Origin of the sequence: Prevotella sp. P6B1, from assembly GCF_000702825.1 — a bacterium.
In the GTDB taxonomy this organism is placed as follows: Bacteria; Bacteroidota; Bacteroidia; order Bacteroidales; family Bacteroidaceae; genus Prevotella.
The window spans coordinates 634,038-660,031 of sequence record NZ_JNKF01000010.1 but is presented as its reverse complement, the minus strand read 5'-3'; the positions used below and the strand labels follow the sequence as shown (position 1 = coordinate 660,031).

At 48.0% G+C, this 25,994-nt stretch carries 16 protein-coding genes; 6 read left to right on the top strand and 10 right to left on the bottom strand.

Annotated features, from left to right (window positions below):
• Nucleotides 1-29: 29 nt before the first annotated feature.
• The 9 genes from T495_RS0103595 to T495_RS0103555 form a co-directional block, all read right to left on the bottom strand.
• Nucleotides 30-3,326, bottom strand: coding sequence for a TonB-dependent receptor (locus T495_RS0103595; RefSeq protein WP_033147595.1), 3,297 nt, complete (start codon nucleotides 3,324-3,326; stop codon nucleotides 30-32).
• A 153-nt stretch (nucleotides 3,327-3,479) separates the two neighbouring features.
• Complete coding sequence (locus T495_RS14895) at nucleotides 3,480-6,017, bottom strand: helix-turn-helix domain-containing protein (protein ID WP_081831994.1); 2,538 nt, start codon at nucleotides 6,015-6,017, stop codon at nucleotides 3,480-3,482.
• Between the two features lie 49 nt (nucleotides 6,018-6,066).
• On the bottom strand, nucleotides 6,067-7,224 hold the full coding sequence (locus tag T495_RS0103585; RefSeq protein ID WP_033147594.1) for a sialidase family protein: 1,158 nt from the start codon (nucleotides 7,222-7,224) through the stop codon (nucleotides 6,067-6,069).
• A gap of 88 nt (nucleotides 7,225-7,312) precedes the next feature.
• Complete coding sequence (locus T495_RS0103580) at nucleotides 7,313-8,245, bottom strand: M14 family metallopeptidase (RefSeq protein WP_033147593.1); 933 nt, start codon at nucleotides 8,243-8,245, stop codon at nucleotides 7,313-7,315.
• Nucleotides 8,242-9,177, bottom strand: coding sequence for a M14 family metallopeptidase (locus T495_RS0103575; protein ID WP_033147592.1), 936 nt, complete (start codon nucleotides 9,175-9,177; stop codon nucleotides 8,242-8,244). Before T495_RS0103575 ends, T495_RS0103580 begins: the two co-directional genes overlap by 4 nt.
• The gene (locus T495_RS0103570) at nucleotides 9,174-9,947 is read right to left on the bottom strand and encodes a transglutaminase family protein (RefSeq protein ID WP_051651829.1); all 774 of its coding nucleotides are present in this window, start codon (nucleotides 9,945-9,947) and stop codon (nucleotides 9,174-9,176) included. Before T495_RS0103570 ends, T495_RS0103575 begins: the two co-directional genes overlap by 4 nt.
• Before the next feature lie 9 nt (nucleotides 9,948-9,956).
• Complete coding sequence (locus tag T495_RS0103565; RefSeq protein WP_033147591.1) at nucleotides 9,957-10,655, bottom strand: alpha-E domain-containing protein; 699 nt, start codon at nucleotides 10,653-10,655, stop codon at nucleotides 9,957-9,959.
• 19 nt (nucleotides 10,656-10,674) lie between these two features.
• Nucleotides 10,675-12,003 (bottom strand): circularly permuted type 2 ATP-grasp protein, encoded by a 1,329-nt coding sequence (locus tag T495_RS0103560; protein WP_033147590.1) that lies wholly within the window; start codon nucleotides 12,001-12,003, stop codon nucleotides 10,675-10,677.
• A gap of 18 nt (nucleotides 12,004-12,021) precedes the next feature.
• Nucleotides 12,022-13,416, bottom strand: a complete 1,395-nt coding sequence (locus T495_RS0103555; RefSeq protein WP_033147589.1) for an ammonium transporter — start codon at nucleotides 13,414-13,416, stop codon at nucleotides 12,022-12,024.
• Between the two features lie 303 nt (nucleotides 13,417-13,719).
• Here T495_RS0103555 and T495_RS0103550 point away from each other — a divergent pair, with 303 nt between their 5' ends.
• From T495_RS0103550 to T495_RS0103525, 6 genes are all read left to right on the top strand, one after another.
• Nucleotides 13,720-14,745: a LacI family DNA-binding transcriptional regulator gene (locus T495_RS0103550; RefSeq protein ID WP_033147588.1), complete on the top strand. Its 1,026-nt coding sequence runs from the start codon at nucleotides 13,720-13,722 to the stop codon at nucleotides 14,743-14,745.
• A 25-nt stretch (nucleotides 14,746-14,770) separates the two neighbouring features.
• Nucleotides 14,771-16,072, top strand: a complete 1,302-nt coding sequence (locus tag T495_RS0103545; protein WP_028902915.1) for an MFS transporter — start codon at nucleotides 14,771-14,773, stop codon at nucleotides 16,070-16,072.
• A 46-nt stretch (nucleotides 16,073-16,118) separates the two neighbouring features.
• Nucleotides 16,119-16,991 (top strand): AraC family transcriptional regulator, encoded by an 873-nt coding sequence (locus T495_RS0103540; protein ID WP_028902914.1) that lies wholly within the window; start codon nucleotides 16,119-16,121, stop codon nucleotides 16,989-16,991.
• A 92-nt stretch (nucleotides 16,992-17,083) separates the two neighbouring features.
• The gene (locus T495_RS0103535; protein WP_033147587.1) at nucleotides 17,084-18,421 is read left to right on the top strand and encodes a sugar porter family MFS transporter; all 1,338 of its coding nucleotides are present in this window, start codon (nucleotides 17,084-17,086) and stop codon (nucleotides 18,419-18,421) included.
• 62 nt (nucleotides 18,422-18,483) lie between these two features.
• Nucleotides 18,484-21,786 carry a DUF5107 domain-containing protein gene (locus T495_RS0103530; RefSeq protein ID WP_033147586.1) on the top strand — a complete coding sequence of 1,101 codons (3,303 nt, stop codon included), beginning with the start codon at nucleotides 18,484-18,486 and terminating at the stop codon, nucleotides 21,784-21,786.
• Nucleotides 21,783-24,434, top strand: coding sequence for a glycoside hydrolase family 2 TIM barrel-domain containing protein (locus T495_RS0103525; protein ID WP_231495040.1), 2,652 nt, complete (start codon nucleotides 21,783-21,785; stop codon nucleotides 24,432-24,434). The genes T495_RS0103530 and T495_RS0103525 overlap by 4 nt, the downstream gene beginning before the upstream one ends.
• On the opposite strand, the gene T495_RS16110 is transcribed toward T495_RS0103525, so the two are convergent.
• Nucleotides 24,431-25,975 carry an ATP-binding protein gene (locus tag T495_RS16110; RefSeq protein ID WP_231495039.1) on the bottom strand — a complete coding sequence of 515 codons (1,545 nt, stop codon included), beginning with the start codon at nucleotides 25,973-25,975 and terminating at the stop codon, nucleotides 24,431-24,433. The genes T495_RS0103525 and T495_RS16110 overlap by 4 nt on opposite strands.
• Nucleotides 25,976-25,994 lie beyond the last annotated feature (19 nt).

Sequence of the window (25,994 nt, the reverse complement as noted above, 5' to 3'; positions counted from 1 at the left end):
ATCTTGTTATTATTGTCGAAATTTAGGTTTTAGAAACTGATATTAGCACCAAAGGTGAATGTACGGGCACGAGGATAAGCGCCCCAGTCCATGTTCAGCGTTGGCAATACCTTTACGCTCTCCAGGAAGCCGGTACGTCCTGTGGTGCTGGCATTTACTTCCGGATCAACACCAGAATAGCCTGTAATGGTAAAGAGGTTGCTACCTGTCAGGTAAAGACGCAGGTTGCTGACACCTACCTTCTTAACCAAAACCTTTGGCAGGGTGTAGCCAATGGTGAGTGTCTGCAGACGCAGGTAAGCACCACTCTCCAGGAACTGATCGGTCACGATACCATTCTGATGATAAGGCACGGCATACTTGGCACCGGCATTCAGTGTACGCAGTTCTGAAGGATCAGTTACAGCATACAGCTCGCCCGAAGCATTTACATTATATACTTTATAAGCATCGGCAACGAAGGCTAACTTCTGTGCAGTCAGGTCATTATACTCACCACCAGAGAGGTTCATCATGGCATTGGCATTATAGATCTTGCCATCGAGCACATAGTTGAAGTTGGCACTGGCATCCCAGTTCTTATACTGAAGGTTGAGCGAGAAACCACCTGTATGATGAGGCATCACCTCGCCCAGCTCAGTAGCATCGTCGAGGGTCACACGACCACTCTTGTCGGTATCCTCAAACTTTGCAGCTCCAGGGAAGGCGCTCTGACCTGCAGGCAGGTCAAACGGATGCATGTAGTTTCCCGAAATAGAACGGTCGAAATCAGGCACACCGGCTTTCAATACATACTGTCCATTAATATAGTCAAAGTCATCAACAGTATAGAAACCAGCCGACTTGAAACCACGAACAATACCTACAGCCTTACCTTCAACCAACATATAATCGTTTACAGGCATTGTAGCCGATGAAGCCCAGTATGAAGAATAGAGATAGTTATCGGCATTTGTCAGTTCGTCAACCTTATTCTTATTATAGTTATAGATGACACCTACGTTAAAACGCAGATCCTTGGTACGGATCACATCAACATTGGCAGAGATTTCAAAACCACGGTTTGAAGTCTTACCGAAGTTCTGATACTGATAGGTGTAACCAGTAGTATTATCGATGGGCACAAGCATCAACAGGTCCTTAGTTGTGTTCCAGTAGAGCTCAACACTACCATTAATACGTCCATCGAGGAATCCATAGTCAATACCAAGGTTACGAGAGATGGTTGTCTCCCACTTCAAATCGTTATTAGCCAACAGTCCATCAGGCTGATAGAACGGAGTCTTCTCGCCATTAATAGTCACCTTATTATTATCAGCACTGGTAGTCTTCCATGTCTCGCGCCACAGGTTTGAGTTGATATTATCAGCTCCCGACATACCATACGACAGGCGTAGTTTCAGGTTCGAAAGCCACTCTTTTGTACCTGTCATAAACGGCTCTTCACTGATACGCCATCCGAAAGCGGCAGCAGGGAAGTAACCCCAGCGGTTGTTTGGTGCAAACTTAGAGCTACCGTCAGCACGCATGGTTACCGTGAAGAGATAACGATTCAACAGTGAGTAGTTTGCACGTCCGAAGTAAGATATGGTACGTGTAGGCACTGCAATCGAGTTAATAGCAGAGAAAGAGCGGGTTGCCGTATTGATCATACCGATAGCGGTATCGTAGTCAAAATTATCAGGAAAACCGTAGCCCGCCAACTGCGAAGACTCTGAGTCGCTCTTGATAAACTCATGACCCAGCAAGAAATTCAGTGAGTGAATCTTATTCAACTCAACACTATAGTTCAAGGTATTCAACCAACGCAGGCCTGTACCAGTGCTGCGAGTCAGAGTGGCACGCTTCTCAGCAGCATCATTATAGCCATCGTCATAGTATTTAGCTGTACCACTGGCACGTGTAACAGACAACTCTGAGCGAGCCGTCAGACCTTTAATTATCTCCCAAGCCAACGCACCACTTCCACGCAGATTACGTGTATTATGCCAGTTGGTTACGCTCTCAACCAACATCAGAGGGTTAGCATGATAGCTATCATCAATATTCTTCACACCAAAACTCAGACCTGAGATTTCGGACACAGAAACACCACCGAGAGGATTATCGATTGGACGATACTTGTAGGCGCCAGAAACCTCTGAACCACGACCACTCTGCAGACCTTCCTGGCCATTGATGGTTGACTCTGTATAACGCAGATCAACATCGAAAGTCAGATTGCTCAGCAATTGCTGCTGCAACTTCATCGAAGCCGAGAACTTCTCCAAACCTGAACGGATTTTAATACCCTGATCATTGATATAGTTGACATTAGTCACAAAATGGGTCTTATCGGTACCACCACTAATGGCCACGTTATGGCTATGCGTCCATGCTGTACGCAGCAAGTCGTCGGTATAGTCGTGCGTATCCACATTGGCATACTGAGCATAGTGGTTGCCATACTTACTTCCCAGACCGAAATACTTGGCTACAGCATCACCAACGCCCTGTCCACGCGAAGTTCCATACCCCCAATGGAAGAGCACATAATCCTGTGCGCTTAGCGTCTCCAAGGTCTTGGCCACACTCTTAGCCTGTACATAACCATCGTAGCTAACCTTTACTTTGCCTCCTTCAGCCTTCTTTGTTGTCACCAGGATAACACCATTGGCACCACGCGCACCATAGATAGCTGTAGAAGAAGCATCCTTCAGAACATCGATACTCTCAATCTCTGAGGCTGGAATATCGCTGATACTTGAAACAGGGAAGCCATCGACAATAAATAAAGGTGAGTTATTTTGAGTGATTGAGCCACCACCACGTACACGGATAGAAACATCAGCATCTGGACGGCCATCACCCGAGGTTACGTTCACACCAGCCAGTTTACCCTGCAGCGCCTGAGCTACGTTGTTTACAGGTACAGCAGCCAGGTCATCGCCACGAACAGAAGCCACAGCACCTGTCAGATCCTTACGCTTCACCGATCCGTAGCCAATGACAACAACCTCATCCAAACCGATGTTGTCTTCCTTCAGTTCCACGTTTACGGTTGTTTTACCCGACACACTTTGTTCTGTCTCGCTGAACCCGATGTAGTTGAACACAAGTACTGCCTTATCGTTAGGTACCGTAATAGAATAGGTGCCATTCATATCAGTAATAACACCCGTGTTGTGCGTACCCTTAACAGTTACGCTGACGCCGATAAGCGGCTCATGGCTACCATCGGTCACAGTTCCCCTGACAGTCTTTGACTGGGCGATAGCTATTTGAGCCATCAATGTCATGACTGCAAAGAACAAAGCTCTCATTGCAATTTGCTTGAACTTTTTCATTTTGTTTTTACGTTATTGAATAAATTAGAATTTAGTTGTTCGTCGATAATTGACGACGCAAAGGTACTATCCTAAGTTCTAATTTTAGGGCAAGATTATCTCAACTGGGTGCAATTTTGTGCCAAAAATGCTATTTTGAAACAAAATTCCACCTTACTTGACAGAATATTCCACCTTATATTCCTTCGGGGTCATCCCCATGTCGGCCTTAAAGCATTTTCCAAAGTATTTCGGGTCGGAGAATCCACAGCTGTAAGCCACATCATTAACCGATGCACCATCTTTCAACATCTGGCAAGCCTTACGGATACGGGCCTCACGAATAAAGTCGAGTGGCGTGACACCCAGCAACGACTTCATTTTACGGTTTAAACCAGAGCGGCTGGTAGCTGTTGCATCAGCCATGTCACCGATATTGATATCTGCATCGCCAAGGTGTTCCTCGATGAATTGTATAGCCCGCTGCATAAAAGCCTCATCCTCAGGTTTTATCTGAGGTTTTGAAGGCACGGAAGCGTCCGACGGAGTAGAAACAGTTTTTTCGGCTTTGTTGTTCAACAATGCCAAGTAAGCCTCGTGCAATTCCTTTTGTCGACGATTCATCCTGATAATATAATGACGCAAATACAAAACACCCCATACAAACATGACCAGCAACAAGGCATAGAGTAGCTGCGCCCAACGGGTCTCCCAGAAAGTTGGCTTTACAATAACTGTCAGTGTACGTATATTATCCACCCACAGTCCGTTACAATTGGTAGACCGTATCTGGAGCTGATAGGTACCTGGTTTTAAATCAAGGAATGTAGCTGAACGGTCCTTACCTATATGATTCCACGAGGCATGCTCTCCCATTCGGAAGGCATAAGAAATCTGGCTCGCATCAGAATACTCAAGTGCCGCAAAACGTAACTGAAAACTGCGCTGCGACGGTTCCAACGTTAAGGTATCGATCGTATTCACCCCACGCATTTTATGCTTATTCTCAATAATCAACGCCGTCAATGCCATAGGGGGAATGTATCTGTTGCCGCCTACATCTTCCTTGCGGATAGTAAAAGCGCCGTTCTGAAGTCCGAATAAGCCCCTACCATCAGGCAACATCAAAGGGACAGCATCCGAGAAACGCAGCTTTTCATTCAGGAAGAACGACTTATAGTCAGTTTTCTCGGTGACGTCGGGATTTAACAGGATCAATTGGTTATTACTCACCACCAACAACTGGTTATGATAAGATACAGCAGATAGTGCCACGTCGGAAGGCAGTCCGGTAGAAGTGTTGAAATGCCGGAATTCAAGTTGAGGAGCCAGCAGATTATCAGATAGTATCTGGTTTACGCCACCACTTTCTGTGCAGACGAATATACGCTGTTTACTGTCTTCCGTGATGAACATCGTAGCATTATTACTCAGACTGTTTCCTCTATGGATATCCTTCGTATGGCGCTTAAAGACTATCTGCCGTGGATCTTTTGGCGAGATATCGGCCACGAGTAGTCCTGTTGTAGTGGCTGCCAACAGGATATTCTGACGAGTGATATGAAGCTGTCGTGAACGCGTCTGCCCATCAGTTGCCGGACGATCTATTTTGTTCACATGTATGAATTCAGGATGCGCTGCCTGCGGATTGACCACGCAGTCAATTCCTGTTCTGAAGTTTGCTATCCACAAACGTCCCTGATTATCCTCTGTGGCATAATACAACTCGTTATTGCTCAACGAATGCGAGTTTCCATCTTGGTGTACGAAGTGTTCCACATTAAAAACCCCATCGGCAGTTTCACGCAATCTGAACAAACCATAAGGTTTGCTGCATAGCCAGATAGTACCTTTTGAATCCTGAAAGATATGATATACGGGCGATCCAAACGAGGTATATCCCGCATGCAGTCGGCCATCCGCACCTAAATAACCCAGTTCACGATTCTTTCGGTCAAAGAGTCTAATGGTAGCATCATCACGAGTTGTAATCCAATAACGCTGTTTCTTATCCAAAAAAGAATAACGCACCTGCACAGGCTTAACCTGTTCTAATTTCTGATAGGGTTGTTTATGGAAACTCAGTTTGAACGCGCCATAGCTACTGGTAAACCAAGCATTACCTTCTTTGTCGGCCAAGCAGAACCGGATACGATCAGCGCCATGCCAATCAGCAGGGTAGTCCTTATATTGCCCAGTTGCCTGATCCTTATATTTTAGTCCGCCCTGCTGACCGATTGTCCATTCGGTACCATATACATCTTTATAATAATTAGGCAATCCTTTCGACTCAAAAGCCATCTCACGCTGATGCGCTGTAGCAAATTTCTTTTTCAGTTGACGTTCCTCTGTTTCACTTATTTCAAAATACTTGCACGTCTTTGTTGAAAAGCCCAGGATACGGCCTTCTACATAACACCGCAGACTACCATCGTCCATCAGCATCATATCCATAATGCGGTCTGAAGGCACGTCAACACCATCGCCAGCTTGAGACTTAAAACATTCAAACTCATAACCATCAAAACGGTTCAAGCCATTCCATGTGGAAATCCAGATCATCCCCTGCCTATCCTGAAGGATCTGTGTAACCCACCACTGTGCCAAGCCGCTGAACTCATCGTAATGAGTCACCGTACACTGAGGCTGGGCAAGCATGGAGCCACACCAGTTCATCAACACCAACAAGAGCATTGCAAAATAATTCCGCATCGGTTCCGTTTATTAGTCTTTTCGGGTGGCAAAGATACTACTTTTTTTGTTAAAACAACAAAGAAAAGGGGAAAATTGTGCATTCCACGTCTTCCTTGTTTGTAGAATAGCCAACATAGAGCCGATTTTGATAGACCAAGGCCTTGGGGTAGCTATAGCCAGGAGTCTTGTACCGGCCATCATAGCGCCGTGGTGGCAAATCGTCTGCTGCACCACTACGTAGTAAAACTGCTTTATCAAAGTTCTTGCCATCGCTACTCAAATGCAGTACGAGCGGCCAGCGACGTTTGGCAGGAACCGGACAGCTGACGATAAACAACGTGCCATCAGGCAGATTGCCTGCACACTGTTTGGTGCGTGCATCCGGGAAAGAGGTTAACATTGGTCGAGTCCAGGTCAATCCCCTATCCTTGCTTTCAGACGCCAGTTTACGAAAGCTACTACTTTGGTCGCGGAACAGCATCACGATAGTGCCGTCGGGGCGCACATACTGACTGGGCTCTATCTCACGCGATGTCTTACCCAAATCCTTGTATTCAAACTCTCCTTTGTGCCAGCCACTGATGCCTCGCGGATCATCAGTATATACAGGACAGAGATGCAATCCTGACATAAAATGAGTAGCACCTATGATACGCCCGTCGGGCAGGCGGTAGGGGTCTTGTTCCAACACGCCATTCATCTCGCTGCCATCGGCCATTCTTACTGGCTGCATTATGCTCCACGAGAGTCCGTCGGCACTTGTCATGTAGCAGGTCTTGCCGCCTCGTGGCGAAAGTCCTTTCTGCCAAATATCAATAAAAGCAAGTAGTGTATCGCCGTTTACCAGCCAACCACCCGAAGTACAATAGCAATCCTGATTAGGTGCAGCTAACACCATGGGCTTGCTCCATGAGTTGCCTTCATCGGTGCTGATGCTATAAAGCACACGGGTATCGTCGCTGTCCTCATCTTTTGGAGAACTTTGCCACATACAGTACAATGCTCCTTTAAACGCAGCCAGCACAACGCCATTGGCATAATGGTCGGACGCTTCGGAGGCTTTAAATACCGTCACCGTCTTCACACCTACTATAGGTTTCAGTCCCACAGTTTCGTACTGAGTGGTATCAATCACACCGACAGGGATATAGGGAGCCTGTTGCTGAGCAGAAGCCGTGAACTGCACACCATAAAAAGTCAACAATATCAGTAGTAACGTTTTCATCCTTAAGTAGTTTTTACAGATGCAAAGTTACACTATTCTGCCGTATCTACCAAATAATCTGCCAGTTTTTTGACCATCCGCACCTGATTCAGTCTCTGATATGCAATTTAAACAACAAAGCATTCTGCAACACCACCGGTCGGTTATGAGCAAAAAAGACCGTTCCCTCTGTCGTGGCTTTGATATCGTTAAGGATCTGTCCGTTATATGGATGTATAATATGAGCTAACGACTGACCAGGATGCACACGATCGCCAACATCTACCAAGCGGATAAAGATGCCCGCACGACGTGCTTTTACATGATGGAACACAGCCTCATCGACAACAACCGACTCATAGGCGGCACCCGCCGAGCCCGTGGTGATGATGTCTGTTCGGCTCATCATACGCAGAATGGCATCAACCGTTTCGCCCCCAGCCGTCTGATCGATGCGACTGGTTTTCCCAGCATAAATCGAAAACGCTTTCGTGCCCCACAGCTGCCAGTTGTAATTCAGCAGTGTAGTATCGAAAGGACGAGGTTTATAAACCGTTACATAGCGCATACCAAACAGACGGGCTGTATCTACATCCTCATAGCCAGTCTTCAACATCCTGACATGGGGAATAAAGTTACCTGGCACATAATAGCTGGCCAACTGGATTCCATACTGAAAACCTGTCAAGGCCTCAAAAACAGCAGCTGCTATACGTTGTGTTGTCTCACCTGCGCTATAGCCAGGAAACATACGGTTGATATCTGTATTATCCATGGCCCAGAAACGGCTACTCACATTCATTGAGAACGGGTTACAGGAAGGTATCACCAAGATGCTCTTACCCTCAGAAATCCCATTATGCTGTTCAATCAAGGCCAATCGATTCACCAACTGCGCACAGATGTACTGTTGCTGCACCTCGTCGCCCCTCATAGCTCCAACAATAGCCAGTGTTTTAGCGCCTTCACCAAAGCGGTAGCCTGTAATGCGGAAGCTGTCGCGGCTGGGCGACGTCATATCAAAAATAGTCTCTTCTCTCATTGTTTTGCTTCAGAATTAAAGATTCGTGCCATGAGCGATCCTTCATACACAATAGGATAGGCACGTATTGTGAACAGATAGCCATCAACAGGCGATTTGACTGTACTCAGCACCTTTCCGCGCAGTGGATCAACGATTTGCCCAAGAACCTGTCCTTTCGTAATATGAACACCACACTTCATCTCTGTCAAAAACACCCCAGACGTCTCCGCATTAAGGAATGTCACACTGTCACCTTGACAAATGATGGACCTTGGCATGCTGGCTGCCACCTCGCCTTTCCACATCCCCATCCGTTGCATCAAGTGCAGGATGCCAGACACCAACCGCTGACACATCTTATGATTGATACGCTGACCGACACCCATCTCTACCACCAGGCACGGTGTACCCGTACTGTTTAGCGAGTGGGCTAACGTAGCCTCAAGGACGGTGGCAGCATCGTGCACCCAAACAAAGTCCATTCCAAGATGTTCGGCAAAGGGCACCAACCACTCAGCGTCCTGTACGTTGATACGCACCTGTGGCGTCTCCCGCAGATAGAGATTGCTGGAATGAATATCAATCACCATATCAGCCCCTTTGATATCCTCGATGATAGCATGTGCCGTTTGTTCGGCCATCGTCCCCTGAGGGTCACCAGGGAAAATACGGTTCATATCCAGATCGAAGTTAGGTATGCCACGCTGGATTGTATCGATACCTAGCGGGTTCAGTGCTGGATATATTTCCAACGTACCATTCAGTAATTCCGGATGCTCTCCCACCATGCGCGCCAGTTCGTAGCACACCATCTGGCCTTCGAGCTCATCGCCGTGAGTTCCTGTTACCACACAGAATCGCAGGCCCTCCCTGCCATGCTGAATCACATTCTTGCGAATGCGGAACTGCTCATCTACAGGCAGTTCTGTTGATACAATCGTCTTTATCATAATTCTTGTAGTGTTACACTGATTTGTGTTTGTTGTACTGCATGTCCGCAGAAGATTCCACGACTGACGGGACAGTCGGCTGAGTCGCGTCCATGCGCAATCTTGACATAGCCCTGCAGCAACTGGGCACGGTCGTGAGTGGGATCATAGCCTTGCCAACTATAGCCATCGAACACCTCTACCCACGCATGCGTCTGTCCAGTACCTTCCAGGAAACCATTCACATAACGGGCTGGCAGCCCATTAGCCCGACAAAAAGCTATCATCAGGTGGGCATAGTCCTGACATACGCCACACTGTTTGCTGAACACATCGCAAGCAGGCGTTTCGACCGTAGTGGTCTCTGGTACATAGGACAGCATTTCGTAAACCCTGTGACACAGTAGTTGGGCCTTCTCAACCGTTGACATTCCTGTCTCAACCATAGCAACTTCTTTCATCGCGTCGTTGACGCTTGTCAGTTGCGAGGATTGATTATACAGCATCATGTTTTCACCACGCTGTTTCAGGAAATAGGTGTCCACAGCTACAATCCCTGTGCTGACGTAGGCAAACACCGAGTGTGGCTCGTTGGCTCCTCCGAAGAGGATACGGTTACCAAAAGCATCGGTACCGGCAGTCAGCCAGTAGTCGGGCGATGCTACTACGTGTTCCTGCTCGATAGTTTGAAAGGCGTTGGCTGCAGGCTGACAACGCAGCATCACCGAATGTCCCGACACCGGCTCACTGAAGGTTACAATGGTCTGATAATTATAAAGATAGCGTCTCATCCTAACAGCCTAAACCCTTGTCAACTGATTGACGAATGCCAACAGTTTGTTCTTGTACTCTACATCGCTGAGATGAAATTTCTGACTGATAATCAGCTGATCCAGTTGACTCTCCATATTTTCATCGAGCAGACCAGGCAGTAAGCGTGAATAGTGCTTCACCGAATCATAGGCCTGTGCAATACGCGAATAATCATATTCGAAACGAAGGAGCATATCGAGGTTCTCAATATTGCGCCCCATCATCATGATATAAAGGGCTTTATGATTATGCAGACGCTGTTCGGCTGCTCCCCAGAAGGCCAACGACCAGTCGATAACAGGCTGCAACTGCATCACATTTGTGTTCTTCTCTTCACGACATTTCTTTATCAGGGCTACGCTCATTTCCAGATAACTTAATGTCTCCGACATGATTTCCTCACGCAGCAAGATGGCGTTATCCATTGCCTTTGTCTGTGCTGCCATGATAGAACCCGGATTCGCATCGTCATACATCATACCCTGTGTGAACTCATCGTTCGTACCATATACCCCCAAGACATCGAGTTTTGTCCAGATAGGCAGATAGTCATCAATCTCGCCATCAATCATCATGTCATAGCACTTTCGAAGCAGATGAAGGGTTATATACACGCGTTCCTCATAACGTCCTAACCAAAACAGGCAGTTAGCCTTGTTGGCCGATATAATTGTATTCTTTTCCATTCCGTTGTCTATTAATGTGTTATTGTTCCATTATCCACGTATCCTTAAAGCCACCTCCCTGTGAGGAGTTAACCACAAAGGAGTCAGGATTTCGGGAGAAGCGGGTCAGACCGCTACACCACACCTTAGTCTCTTTACCACTGACTACAAAAGCACGCAGGTCAGCTTTACGCTCAACAAGCCCTTGTTCGTCGAGCACCTCCAGGTCTTTGAAGTCGATTATCTCCTGAGCTATCCAGCGTCGCGGCTGATCAACGATTAGGCCCCGCAGTTCGTTGAGTTGCTTTTCCGTCAGATCCTTACCGAACACCACACCATAACCGCCAGCCTCTGACACATCCTTTATCACCAGGCGCTGTATGTTTTCCAGCACAAAGTCGTGGTCCGCCTTATAATAAGGCAAGTAGGTGGGTGCATTCTGCAGGATGGGCTTCTCACCCAAATAATATTCTATCATCTTCGGTACGAAATAGTAGATACCTTTATCATCAGCCACACCATTTCCTATTGCATTTACCAATGCCACATTGCCGGCTTTGTAAGCTTGCATCACATTGGGAACGCCCAGCAACGATGAGGCTTCGAATACCATCGGATCCATATATTCATCACTGACACGACGATAGATACACCCCACACGGGTACGTTCTTTGTAGATACCTGTGTAATACACCTTGTTGTCTTCTACAAACAGGTCGCCTGGGTAAGCCAATGTTGCGCCCGTCTTCTCTGCCAGATAGGAGTGCTCGAAGTAAGCAGAGTTGTAGCGACCGGGAGTCAGTATCACAGAAATGCCTCGTCCGTTGTTCATCTCGTCCATCATCACGCGTAGCAACTCCACATAGTTGCGGTTATCAGCAATGCTGTTCGAAGCAAAGGTTGCAGGTGACACCCGCCGTGTAATCTGTCGTGCAATCATGGGATAGCTGGCGCCACTTGGTATGCGCAGGTTATCCTCTAACACATACCATTGGCCGTCTTTTCCTTCAACCAAGTCGATACCCGCAATATGGGCATACACGCCACCTGTCGGGTTAATACGCTCGCACTCTGGCAGATAGCCTTTCGACGAATAGACGAACTCCTCGGGCACGATACCATCATTTATAATTTTCTTTTCGTGATAAACATCCCATAGAAAGAGGTTCAGTGCCTGTACCCGCTGTTTAAGTCCCTGTTCCAGATAACTCCAGTCATCCTTTCCGATGATTCGGGGAATGGGATCGAAAGGAAACAATTGCTCGTTAAAAATACCATTCTTATACACACCGAAGCGTACGCCATAACGCTCCATCCATCTGTTAACAGTGTCGCGACTGTCTGTCAATTCCGTTATCCTGATACTCATAGGCAACACCTTATTAAATTATGTACTCATGTTATATTTCTCTCTGATATGCTCTTCATACTCTGCTAATTCGCGCTCACCGATATGAGCCAGTCCGTAGTGTTCATCATGTTGCGAGAAGTCGAGACCCACCTTCTCACTGTAGGCCGAGACACGCATCGGGATGAGATGATCGATAAGTTTGTAACCCAGCCAACTCATAGCGAATGTATAGGTGAACACAATGACAATGGCCAGCAGATGATAAAGAAAGACAACAACGCCATCCCATGTGCCGGCTATCAATCCTTCCTGAATAAAGATACCTGTCAACACGGTACCGAAGATACCACCAGTACCATGGGTTGGAAATACGTCAAGGGCATCGTCGATGCTGCTACGCGAGCGCCAGTAAACGGCGATGTTACAGATCAGCGTGATGACGAAAGCGATAAATATGCTCTGACCAACAGTGACATAGCCCGCCGACGGTGTAATGGCCACCAGACCAACCACACAACCTACAGCCGCACCCATGGCCGATGGTTTACGACCGCGTAGGCAGTCGAAGAATATCCAGGTCATCATGGCAGTGGCCGATGCCGTATTGGTATTCAGGAAAGCCTTGATGGCAACACCATCTGCATGGAGCGACGAACCGGCATTGAAACCAAACCATCCCAACCATAGCATGGCTGCACCAAGAAGCACAAATGGGATATTGGCCGGCTCGCTCTTACGTGTCTCTGCCTTACGGCGCCCTAAGAAGATGGCACCAGCCAGAGCAGCCACACCCGATGAAGCATGCACCACAATACCACCAGCGAAATCGATAACACCCCACTTCATGAACAAGCCTTCAGGATGCCATGTCATGTGCGCCAACGGGCAATAGATGACGAAGAAAAAGAACATCATGAAGAACATGTAAGCCGAAAAACGTACACGCTCAGCAAACGATCCTGTTATCAACGAGGGGGTAATGATGGCGAACTTCATCTGGAACAGTGCAAACAAGGCCAACGGTATCGAAGCGCCACCTAAGATATGTCCTGCAGGCGTAGTATAGACCGCACCACCCACTCCATGGAACATCAGGAATGTCAAAGGATTACCAATCACACCACCGATGTCGTCACCAAAGCATAAAGAGAAGCCAATCACTACCCATAGAACAGATATCAATCCCATAGCAATGAACGACTGCAACATGGTAGAGATCACGTTCTTGGCTCCAACCATTCCGCCATAGAAGAACGACAAGCCAGGCGTCATCATTAAAACAAAAATCGTGGCCGTAATGAGCCACGCCACATCGGCCGCTGAAATAACGGACCAATCACACTCGAAAGTAGGTTCACTTACAAACACACCTGCAACAGCTATCAATGTTATCGCTGCCATCAGGAATTTCCAACGTCTTTTTACCTTCATAACTATCTTACCTTTAATACTTGGGGGCAAAGGTACGAACAAAATGGAAGATAATACGCTTATTTCTTTCACTTTGATTCTAAAATCTATCATAAACTATCATTTTGTAATAATATAGACCGCAAACGTGTTAGTTCGAAACGATTTGTTAGTAAAATACCATCATTGTGTTACAGATTGTTAGTTGAATAATCACAAAGGACTCCCTTGACATCAAACTACCACCCGAATAAAAATAAATCGCTATTTATTTTGTATTTCGCCCGATTTGCATTATCTTTGCACGCAGAATAATTAGGACCGATGGAGGATAAAGCGCCAATGACAATGAAGGATATTGCACGGGAGTTCGGCATTTCCGTGGCAACAGTATCGCGTGCATTGAAGGATTCGCCCCGCATCAGCGAAGAACGTCGCAGGGCCATCCAACAGTATGCTCGCGAGCACAACTTCTATCCCAACGCCATCGGCGAGGCACTCCGTCACAGTCGTGTGATGCCACAACGACTAATTGGTGTCATCGTACCGGAGTTCACACATTATTATTTCTCATCCATCCTGACAGGTATCGAAGAGGCCGCTACCAGTCGTGGCTACCAGATTATGGTGGCACTGAGTGGAGAACAGTATGAGCGTGAAGCCAAGATCTGCGAGAGCTTCCACCGCTACAAGGTGTGCGGTGTGATTGTGTCGCAGGCCAAGGACACGAAGAACTACGACCACTATCAGAAGCTGATTGACGCTGGCATCCCCATGGTGTTCTATGACAGAATCTGTACGGGTGTAAACGCCAGTCGCGTGGTGGTCGACGACTATATGGGGGCATATAATGCGGTAACTCATCTGATAGAGTCTGGATGCAAGCGCATCGCCTTTTACGGCGGTCCCATGCAGTTGGAGATATCAAAGAACCGCTTCAACGGCTACAAGGATGCCCTTTTAAAACACGGCATGCAGATAGATGAGAGTATCGTTGGCTTATGCGACAACCGTGCTGCTGCTGAGGAGCTGACACCTAAACTCATGGCCATGGAAAATCCGCCAGACGGTTACTTCGCCGTTAATGACGACACGGCTATCGGTGTGCTATACACAGTAAAACATGCTGGACGCAGGGTACCTGAAGACGTACAGATATGCGGTTTCACCAACGGACAGCGTGCAGTTGCCTGCGACCCGATGCTGACCACCGTTGAACAGCGGGGACATCGTGTGGGCGAAGAAGCGGCCAACATCCTCATGGATAAGGTGGAAGGATTGTCGCCACTTGACAAAATAGAAAAACGGGTGATCAGAACCAGACTGGTTGTCCGCGGCACAACAAAATAGTGAATAATAAAAAAAGAACAATAATATGAGACAAAAACCGGATTTATCGTTTTGGAAGTTATGGAATCTGAGTTTCGGATTCTTTGGCGTACAGATTGCATACGCCCTGCAGAGTGCTAACATCTCGCGTATTTTCCGCACATTAGGTGCTGACCCGCACTCGCTGAGTTTTTTCTGGATACTCCCCCCATTGATGGGTATTCTGGTACAGCCGATTGTTGGCACACTGAGCGATAGAACCTGGACGCGATTCGGGCGCCGTATACCTTATTTATTTATAGGAGCCCTGACAGCAGTGGCCGTCATGTGTCTTCTGCCTAATGCCGGCTCATTAGGATTGAGCATCTCGATGGTCATGATTTTCGGTCTGCTAATGCTGATGCTTCTTGACACCAGTATCAACATGGCCATGCAACCCTTCAAGATGATGGTAGGCGACATGGTGAACGAGAAACAGAAAGGCAAGGCCTACTCTATCCAATCGTTCCTATGTAATGCAGGTAGCGTGGTAGGTTTCCTATTCCCATTCTTCTTTGCTTGGATTGGCCTGAAGAACGTAGCTCCCGAAGGCGTTGTGCCCGACACGGTAATCTGGTCATTCTATATTGGTGCTGCTATCCTCATTCTCTGTGTCATATACACCACACTCAAAGTCAAGGAATGGACACCCGAGGAGTATGCCGAATACAATCCCGTATCAGAAGAGAAGAAAGACTCGGCCAACTGGTTCGTTCTCCTCAAGAACGCCCCATCGGCCTTCTGGCGCATCGGACTGGTACAGTTCTTCAGTTGGGCAGCCTTCCTTTATATGTGGACCTACGTGGTTGATGCCGTATCGCTGACCGTCTGGGATACCGCCGACTCTACCAGCGAGGCATATCAGGTAGCCGGCAACTGGACAGGCGTGCTCTATGCTATACAGGCCATGGGCTCTGTTGTATGGGCGGCCCTCATCCCCCGATTCAAGAATATCAAGGTGGCCTATGCTGTCAGCATGGCCCTCGGAGGCTTGGGCTTTTCACTCATTCCCTTCTGTCCTGGTCAGTATCTGCAGATTCTCCCATTCCTGCTGATTGGTTGCGCCTGGGCAGCACAGTTGGCCTGTCCATTCACTCTGGTCACCAATGCCCTGCAGGGCTATGGCCACATGGGCGCATATCTGGGACTCTTCAACGGAACCATCTGCGTACCCCAGATTGTAGCCGCCCTTCTGGGAGGTTCAATCCTGACGCTCGTAGGCAGTAATCAGGCCTATATGATGATTGTTTCAGGTATCCTACTGGTTGCTGGCGCCTGCGCTGTTTTCGGCATCAAGACCAAAAAGTGACACACAGCCTATCCGAGCAAGAACTCCGAAAAAGCTTTTTGCAGTGATGATCAGGAAGAAGGACGGATTCAAAGGTGAACAAATGGTGGTACTGGCACCTGCTCAGAAGGAAATGGCAGAAAAGGACGAACTATGCCAAAGTCTGTTTATTACTGATATTGGCTATTATCCTAAAGCCGAGCACCATCATCGCATCCGACAACAGGGTATCGAACAATATGTTCTCATCTATTGCGTAGAGGGCGATGGCTGGTACATCGTTGAAGGCCAACAACACGAGGTAAGAAAGAACCAATTCTTTATACTTCCCAAAGGCAAGCCCCATGAATACGGCACCAACCAACGATGGACCATCTACTGGGTGCATTTTGGGGGTATCACTGCACATGTCTATGCACAAGGAGCGGCCACCCCGCAAAGCATTAATGTGGCTATCAACTCACGTATTGGTGAGCGATTGAACATTTTCGAGGAGATACTCACCACCTTACAACAGGGCAAGGAACTGGAAGATATGCGTTATGCCAGTAGTCTGCTACATCACTTTTTAGCATCGATGAGATATTTAGGGAAGTTCCGTAGAGCGAAGACTGAGACTGAAGCAGACATTGTAGACCAAGCCATACACTACATGCGGGAGAACATAGAGAACCACATCATGATGGAAGATGTGCTACAATACATTGGCTATTCACAGAGCCACTTCACAAGTACATTCAAAAAGAAAACAGGACATAGCCCTATCGCCTATTTCAACCAGCTGAAGATAGAACATGCCTGTAAGTTGTTGCGCACCACTGATATGAAAATCAATATGATTTGCTATAAAGTTGGTATCGAAGATGCCCTTTATTTCTCGAGACTCTTCACTAAAATTGTTGGTATGCCACCATCAGTCTATAGGGAATCCAAGCAATAGTAGAATAGTCCATATAAAATCATCAGATAATCTATACTTCTAATACAAAAATCGTCGTAACTTTGCACCCAAGAAACAAAAACGTTTAAGATATGCAAGGTTACAACAAAGGATTTCTCTACTTCATCTGCGCAGTTTCGGCCATGGGCGGCCTACTCTTTGGTTATGACTGGGTAGTGATTGGTGGCGCAAAACCATTCTATGAGCTATACTTCAGCATCAGCGATTCGCCTCTGATGCAGGGCATAGCTATGACAACAGCCCTCATAGGGTGCCTGCTTGGCGCAATGGTAGCAGGTGCAGCTGCCGACAAATATGGTCGTAAGCCACTACTGATGTTATCAGCTGTTCTATTTACCGTGTCTGCTATCGCTACAGGGTTATTCAACAACTTCACCTTATTTAATATAGCACGCTTTGTGGGAGGCATCGGCATCGGTGTTGCCTCTGCTTTAGCACCCATGTATATTGCAGAAGTCAGTCCGGCAGAGATCAGAGGCAGGATGGTCAGTCTGAACCAGATGACCATCGTACTCGGTATCCTCTGTGCCCAGATTGTTAACATGTTATTAGCCAAGGACACAACAATAGCCGACAATCAGGAATGGAATATCGGCTGGGGGTGGCGCTGGATGTTCTGGGCAGAGACCATTCCTGCAGCATTGTTCCTCATCATGAGTTTCTTTATCCCAGAGAGTCCCGTATATAAACAGCTCAAAGCTCCGCTCGAGCTATGCTCGCTTGCTACCGAAGGGACGCAAGAAAGTTCAAAGTTTAATGACTTTAAACAGGAGGCTGGACTAGGCGAGCTGTTCCAGCATAAATACGGTAAGGTGCTGTTGCTTGGATTGGTAGTAGCTGTATTCCAGCAGTGGTGCGGCACTAACGTGATTTTCAACTATGCTCAGGAGATATTTGTGGGTGCAGGTTTCGATGTGGACGGCATGTTTATCAATATCGTCATCACTGGTATCGCCAATGTGGTGTTTACGTTTGTGGCACTCTACACCATCGAGAAGTGGGGGCGTCGCACACTTATACTCATTGGCGCTGGCGGACTCGGTCTGATCTATCTGACATTAGGCGCTTGCTATTTCATGGGCATGACTGGCATGTTGATGGTAGCGCTCGTAGTAGCAGCCATCTCCGTGTATGCGATGACATTAGGACCTGTTACATGGACTCTGTTGGCAGAGATATTCCCAAACCGCATCCGTGGTATTGCGATGGCGACTTGTACTTTTGCCCTATGGGTAGGCTGTTGCACACTGACATTCTCGTTTCCGCCCATGAATGCCGCCTTAGGCAGCAGCGGTACGTTCTGGATTTACAGCGGTATCTGTATCTGTGCCTTTATTTTCCTTTTCCGTAACTGTCCAGAGACTAAAGGCAAGAGCCTTGAAGCGTTAGAAAAAGAATTGGTCAAATAACCAAATTGGAAAAAATGAAAAATGAATTGTAAATTGTAAATCGTAAAATTGTAAATATAAAGATGGTAAAAGCTTGGAGAGAGATGGTGACTATCCCAACCTATGAGGTGGGAAAGCCCGAGAAGAACCCTATGTTCTTAGAGAAGAGAGTGTATCAAGGCTCAAGTGGTGTGGTATATCCCTACCCCGTCATTGAGACAATGAGCGACGAAAAGACAGACAAGGAGTACAAAGCCATCTATATAGAAAATGAATATATCAAGGTGATGATACTGCCTGAGCTGGGCGGACGTGTACAGATGGCATACGACAAGATAAAGCAGCGTCACTTTGTGTATTACAACCATGTTATCAAGCCCGCATTGGTTGGTCTGGCTGGTCCTTGGATTAGTGGTGGCATCGAGTTTAACTGGCCGCAGCACCATCGTCCATCCACCTACATGCCTGTTGATAGCACCATTGTTGAGAACGAGGATGGCTCTATCACCGTATGGGTAAACGAGATGGAGCGTATGTTCCACCAAAAGGGTATGGCAGGCTTTACCTTGCGTCCAGGCTGTGCTTATCTCGAAATTCAGGGTCGTGTAAGCAATCGCACTAATCTGCCCCAGACCTTCCTGTGGTGGGCCAACCCTGCCGTCGAAGTTAACGATGCCTATCAGAGCGTGTTTCCACCCGATATCAATGCCGTATTCGATCATGGAAAGCGTGCCGTTTCGTCGTTCCCCATCGCCACAGGCACCTATTATAAGATGGACTATTCGGCAGGTGTTGATATCTCTAACTATAAAAATATCTTTGTGCCCACCAGCTATATGGGCGTAAACTCACGCTTCGATTTCGAGGGTGGTTACGAGAACGATACCAAGGGCGGTATGCTGCATGTGGCCAGTCACCACTATTCGCCAGGCAAAAAACAGTGGACTTGGGGTAATGGCGACTTTGGTCGTGCCTGGGACCGCAACCTGACGGATGAGGCTACACCCGAGGAGATGCAGCAGTGGCAGGTTGATCGTGAGGGTTTCCGCCCCTATATCGAGCTGATGGCAGGTGTATATACCGAGAACCAGCCCGACTTTACCTGGCTGATGCCCTACGAGGAGAAGCAGTTTGTGCAGTACTTTATGCCTTATCGCGAGGTAGGTATCGTAAAACAGGCCTCGAAGGATTTCGTGATGAATATCGAGCAGCCCGATGCTACCCATACCACCTTTAAGATCCTGGCTACATCTAAGCAAACGGTACGTATCGTACTCGATGATCTTGATAGCAACGTATATTATGATAAGGTAGTAACCCTCTCGCCAGAGGAGGTGCTTGTTGAGACGGTTGAAACCAACACCCCGTTGCACGATATGTTCCTTACTATCGATCGCCCTGAGAATCCCCGCATGTACCCGCTGTTAGAGTGGCATGCCGAGTCGGATGAAATCCGTCCTATCCCTGATGCCGCCGAGGCTGCGCTCTCGCCACAGGATACCAAGACCATCGATCAGTTGTACTTGACTGGTCTGCACCTGGAACAGTATCGCCATGCCACTTGGAGTGCACTTGATTACTACGAGGAGGCCTTGCGCCGCGATCCATTGGATTACCGCTGCAACATGCAGATAGGCTTGTGGTACCTGCGCCGCGCCCGTTTCGATAAGACTAAGACTTATCTCGAAACAGCCGTAAAGGTTCAAAAGAAACGCAATCCAAATCCTTACGATGGCGAGGCACTATTCTACCTGGGTGTGGTTAATAAACTGAAAGGGCTGCACGGTGTGGCCTACAATTACTTCTGGAAATCTACCTGGAACAAGGCTTGGGCCGATGCAGGCTATTTCGAGGCCGCCTGCATCAGCATAGCTGCTGAGAGGTGGGAGGATGCACTCGACGAACTCAATCGCGCCCTGATTAACAACAGTCATAACCACAAGGCACGCGCCATGAAGGCTACCGTGCTACGTAAACTGGGCAGAAAAGACGAGGCTTTGGCTTGGATTAAGGAGTCGTACACTATCGATCCATTCAACTATGTCTGCATGGTCGAGGAGCATCTGCTTTCAGGTGATAACGCACCATTAGACCACATGGTCGACCTGATGCACGGCAACATCTATAACTACCACGAAACAGCCCTTGACTATGTTCAGGCCGGGCTCAACAACGAGGCTACGCTGGTGCTGCAAACCGCCATCAAGCATGGGATAGAGGAGTCGCCACTTACCTATTATTATCTGGCGTATATTACTGGTATCGAAGATGCGAAGGACATTATCATTAAGGCTATGAAGGTGGCTCCAGATTATTGTTTCCCCAACCGTCTGGAGGATGCCCGCATGTTCGAGTCAATGAAAAATCTGCCCGACGCAAATGATGCCAAGGCACCTTACTATCTGGGATGTCTGTATTACGATAAACGTCAGTATGATTTAGCCATCGAGAACTGGGAACTCTCTGCCCGTATCGATCCAAACTTCCCAACCGTATGGCGCAATCTGGCTCTCGCACGCTTTAACAAGCAGGGGCGTCAGGATGAGGCTTTGGAGTATATGGAAAAAGCCTTTCATCTCGATAAGAACGATGAGCGCCTATTCATGGAGCTTGATCAGCTTTACAAGCGCCTACACCGTCCACTTGCCGAGCGTCTGGCCTTCTACGAAGCACATGCCGAGCTCATTGAGCGCCGCGACGACCTCGTGCTCGAACATGCCACCCTGCTTAACATGTTAGGTAGATACGAGGAGGCTAAGCAACTCATCGATAATCGCATCTTCCATCCATGGGAGGGTGGCGAAGGCAAAGTGAGCGGTCAGTATCAGATGTGCCGTTTAGAGATTGCCAAGCAGCTGTTGCAGAAGGATCCACACGATGCCCGCGCCAAGCAGCTTTTAGAGGAATGCCTCGTGTTCCCACACCACTTAGGCGAAGGCAAGCTCTATGGCTCGCAGGATAACGACTTCCTTTATTTCCTGGGCCGATACGAGGAAGGCACCGTTGGCCCAACCGAGCCCGCAGCCGCAATGTATTACAACGATGCCAAGCCCGATAAAATCTTCTATGCTGCCCTGTGCTACCGCAAACTGGGACAGGAAGACAAGGCCCGCTCGCTGTTCAACAAGCTCATCAACTACGGCAAGCAGCACATTTTTGACCATGTGGTGATGGACTACTTTGCCGTTTCGCTGCCCGACCTGCTGGTATGGGAAGGCGACCTCGATGAGATGAACCTCATCCACTGCAAGTACATGCTCGCCCTGGGCTATTACGGCATGGGCGATATACAGAAAGCAGAGAAGTACTTAGCTGAGGTCGAGGCCCTCGACAACAATCACCTCGGCGCCCGTCAATTCCGAACAACGATATCTCAGATTTTATGATGAAAAAAGGTATAGCATGTTTTCTGTCGTGCTTGTGTGTGTTGACTGCATCTGCACAGCAAATAGTAGATTTAAGTGGTAAATGGCAGGTTAGGCTTGGCGCCAGCAAGGTGCAGCCTATCGCCCTGCCTGGCACACTTGATGGGGCTGGCATAGGCACACCTAACACGCTGAAGCCTGCGCTACAAAAGCCGCAGCTGTCGCGACTGACACGTAACCACTCGTACATTGGCACGGCTACCTATCAGCGCGAAATAACCGTGCCCCAAGAGATGGCAGGCAAACCCTTGCAGCTGCTGCTGGAGCGCGTGATGTGGCGCAGTAGTCTGATGATAGATGACGTGGACTTAGGGCAGATGCAGGAGAGTCTGACCACGCCACACCTATTTTATATGAAGAATGGGTTAAGCGCAGGCAAGCACACGCTATCATTGACGATCGACAATAGCAAACTACACGATATAACCGTAGATAATCTGGCTCATGCCTATACCAACGACACGCAAATCATGTGGAATGGCGTGCTGGGACGCATGGAACTTTCTGTAGTCCCCACCATAAGCGATGTGCAGGTGTATCCAGATGTCGACAAACAAGAGGTACGCATCAAATTGGCCCTGCAGGATGCAAAGAAAGAACCGCAGTTTATGCTGGACGGACAGGCGGTGAAACCCGTAAAGATGGCTGCTGGCGAGTATGTACTGCCGATGGCCGGTGCACAGCTGTGGAGCGAGTTTAATCCGCACCTATACGCCTTGAGCGTGATGGCGGGTGGACAAGCCCAAACCGTTACCTTTGGTATGCGTAATTTTAAGGCAGAAGGCAATCAACTGCTCATCAATGGGCATCCCACATTCTTGAGAGGAACACTTGAATGTTGTATCTTCCCACTGACAGGCACGCCACCCACTGACGAGCGTGGCTGGATGAAAGTGTTTACCACCGCCCGCGAATATGGCTTGAACCACCTGCGTTTCCACTCGTGGTGCCCACCAGAGGCTGCATTCCGTGTGGCAGATAAAATGGGCTTCTACTGTCAGGTGGAACTGCCCAACTGGTCGCTCACAGTTAATCAGGATTCGGCTACGGCCAAATTCCTGTACCAGGAGTATGACAACATCGTGCACAACTACGGCAACCATCCATCACTGTGCATCATCAGTTGTGGTAACGAGTTGCAACCCGACTTTGATTTTCTGAACAAGCTGACACATTACATGAAACAGCAGGACCCACGCCATCTCTATGTCACCTCTACCTTCACATTCGAGAAAGGGCACGGCGTGAAGCAGGAGCCCGAGGATGAGATTTTTATCACCCAGTGGACGGATAACGGTTGGGTACGCGGTCAGGGCGTGTTTGATGAACGTGTGCCTGACTTTAAGAGCGACTATCGCGAGGCTGCCAAGAACATTACCGTGCCATTGGTAAGTCACGAAATAGGACAGTACAGCGTGTATCCAAACATCAAGGAGATTGATAAGTATACGGGGGTGCTTAATCCGCTGAATTTTAGGGCCATACGTAACGATCTGCAGCAAAAGGGCTTGTTACACCGTGCCGACGACTATCTGCAAGCATCGGGCAAATTGGCTGCCATCCTCTATAAGGAGGAGATAGAGCGTGCCCTGAAAACGCCGCAGCAGAGTGGTTTCCAACTGTTAGACCTGCACGATTTTCCTGGTCAGGGAACGGCGTTGGTAGGATTGCTGGATGCCTTTTGGGATAGCAAGGGCTTGGTTGAGCCACAGCGTTTTCGCGAGGCTTGTGCGCCAGTGGTGCCCTTGGCTCAGTTTGATAAGGCTGTGTGGAAGGCCGACGAGACGTTTACGGCCAAGGTAGATATTGCCAACTACAGCTTTGAAAGCATGACCGACAAAACCATCTGTTGGCAACTGAACGATGAGGATGGCAATACCTATGCCGAAGGTTATGGCGAGAATATATCGATAGCCTTAAGCAAGGTGGAAAAGGCGCAACGCTTAGAGCTGGTGGTATCTATCAAGGATACACCATGGCGAAACCGCTGGAGCATCTGGGTGTATCCGGATATAAGTTCCAAGTTGCAAGTTTCAAGTTCCAAGTTGGTGATTACAGCCGATGTTAACGTGGCTCTAAAGGCATTAGCCAAGGGTAAAAAGGTGTTGCTGTCGCCAAAGACATCGGTTATCAAGGGATTGGAGGGCAAGTTCCTACCTGTATTCTGGAGTCCAGTCCACTTCCCGAAACAAGCAGGCACCATGGGGCTACTCTGCCATCCCAATCATCCCGCATTAGCCGATTTCCCCACCGAGATGCATAGCAACTGGCAATGGTGGAACCTGGTAAAACGCAGTCGTGTGATGATTCTCGACTCGATATCACCTGTGACTCCTATCGTAGAGAGTGTGGACAACTTCGTGAACAACCGTCGTTTGGCGCAAGTCTTTGAAGCCAGGGTTGGCAAAGGCTCACTTATCTTTTCAAGCATTGATCTGCTTACAGACAGCCATCTACCGGAACTACGTCAGTTAAGATACAGTCTGATACGCTATATGCTCACTGATGAGTTCCATCCGACTTCAAGTATGACAGAAGGGGACCTTCGTAGTCTGTTCCTTACCGAAGCAAGAGAACAGAAGACGGCAGCAACCAGTATTTATGACTAACCCTTCAGTTTCTTCAGATAGTCGGACGGCACATCGCCGAACTCCTCTTTGAAGCAACGGCGGAAGTAATTGATACTATTGAAGCCCGACATATAGGCTATCTCGGAAATGGTATATTTGCCCTCCAGCATCAACCGTTCTGCATACTGCATCTTATACTTACGGATGTACTCTACTGTAGAAAGACCTGTGAGCGACTTCATCTTACGATAGAGTGTGCTGGTGCTCATACATAGCTTCTCGGCGAGATAGTTCACGTCGATCTCACTGGAGATACGCTCGTCGATATATTGGTTCAGGGTATTATAGAAGTCCTGATCAATCTTACTCAGTGCCTCTTTGAGCATGGTCTGCTTCTCGGTCTGACCATCCTGACTATTGGACGCAAGGAGTACTTTCGACAATTGCTGTCGCTGTTTGAGCAGATTCTTGATACGACTGGCCAACAAGGAGTGACTGAACGGCTTGGTGATATAAGAGTCGGCACCTGAATCATAACCTTCTTCTTTAGCCGCTAACGAATCTTTGGCCGTCAGTAAGATAATAGGGATATGACTGGTGGAGAGGTCGTTCTTCAATAAACGGCACATCTGATTACCATCCATATTAGGCATCATCACATCACTGATGATGATATCAGGCACAATCTGCTGTGCCATACGGAGCCCCTCTTTACCGTCATGTGCCGTGTGGATGGCAAACTGATCGCTGAACGACTCCTCAATATAGTCGCGAATATCCTTATTATCCTCAACCACAAGCATGGTAGGCAACTCGCCATTGGCGATACCTGACTCGGCAGTGTAGGTCTGTTTATCCTTAGATGCCTGCGGTACAGCTTCCGCATGCAGATTGTCGGGATAGTTGTAGTCGGCTTTCAGACTGACAATAAACCTACTTCCCTCACCGGTCTTACTGTCCACATTGATTTGGGCATGGTGTAACTCAACCAAGTTCTTAACCAACGACAGACCGATGCCAGTACCCGATACCTGGTGCTCGCCTCCTGCCTGGTAGTAACGCTCGAAGACGTGAGGCAATGCCTCTGGTGGTATGCCGTGCCCTGTGTCAGAAACAGCTATCCTTACCTCATTGTCGTGCTGTTCAATGGAAATAGTCACTTCGCCCCGATCCGTGTACTTAATGGCATTCGATACCAAATTATCGACAATGATGGTTATCACTTCCTTATCAAACCACACCTCTATGCTGTTCTGAGATGCCATGAAACGGATGTTCAAACTATCCTTACGATTCAGTTCTTCATATTTCAAACACACCTCTCTGACCGTTTCAACAATGTTACCCTTGGCAACACACAGCTTGCGGTTCTGCGTCTCCATCTTACGGAACTCCAACAATTCCGAAATCAGATTATTCAAACGTACCGCACTCTGATGGATAACCGCCAGGCGGTGCTTGGCCTTCTGAGGGATATCGCTATTCTTCGCCAAATCCTCCAATGGACCGATAATCAATGTCAATGGTGTTCGCAACTCGTGCGTGATGTTGGTATAAAAACGCAATCGTTCCTCATTCAAGGTCTGCTGTTGTTCATGT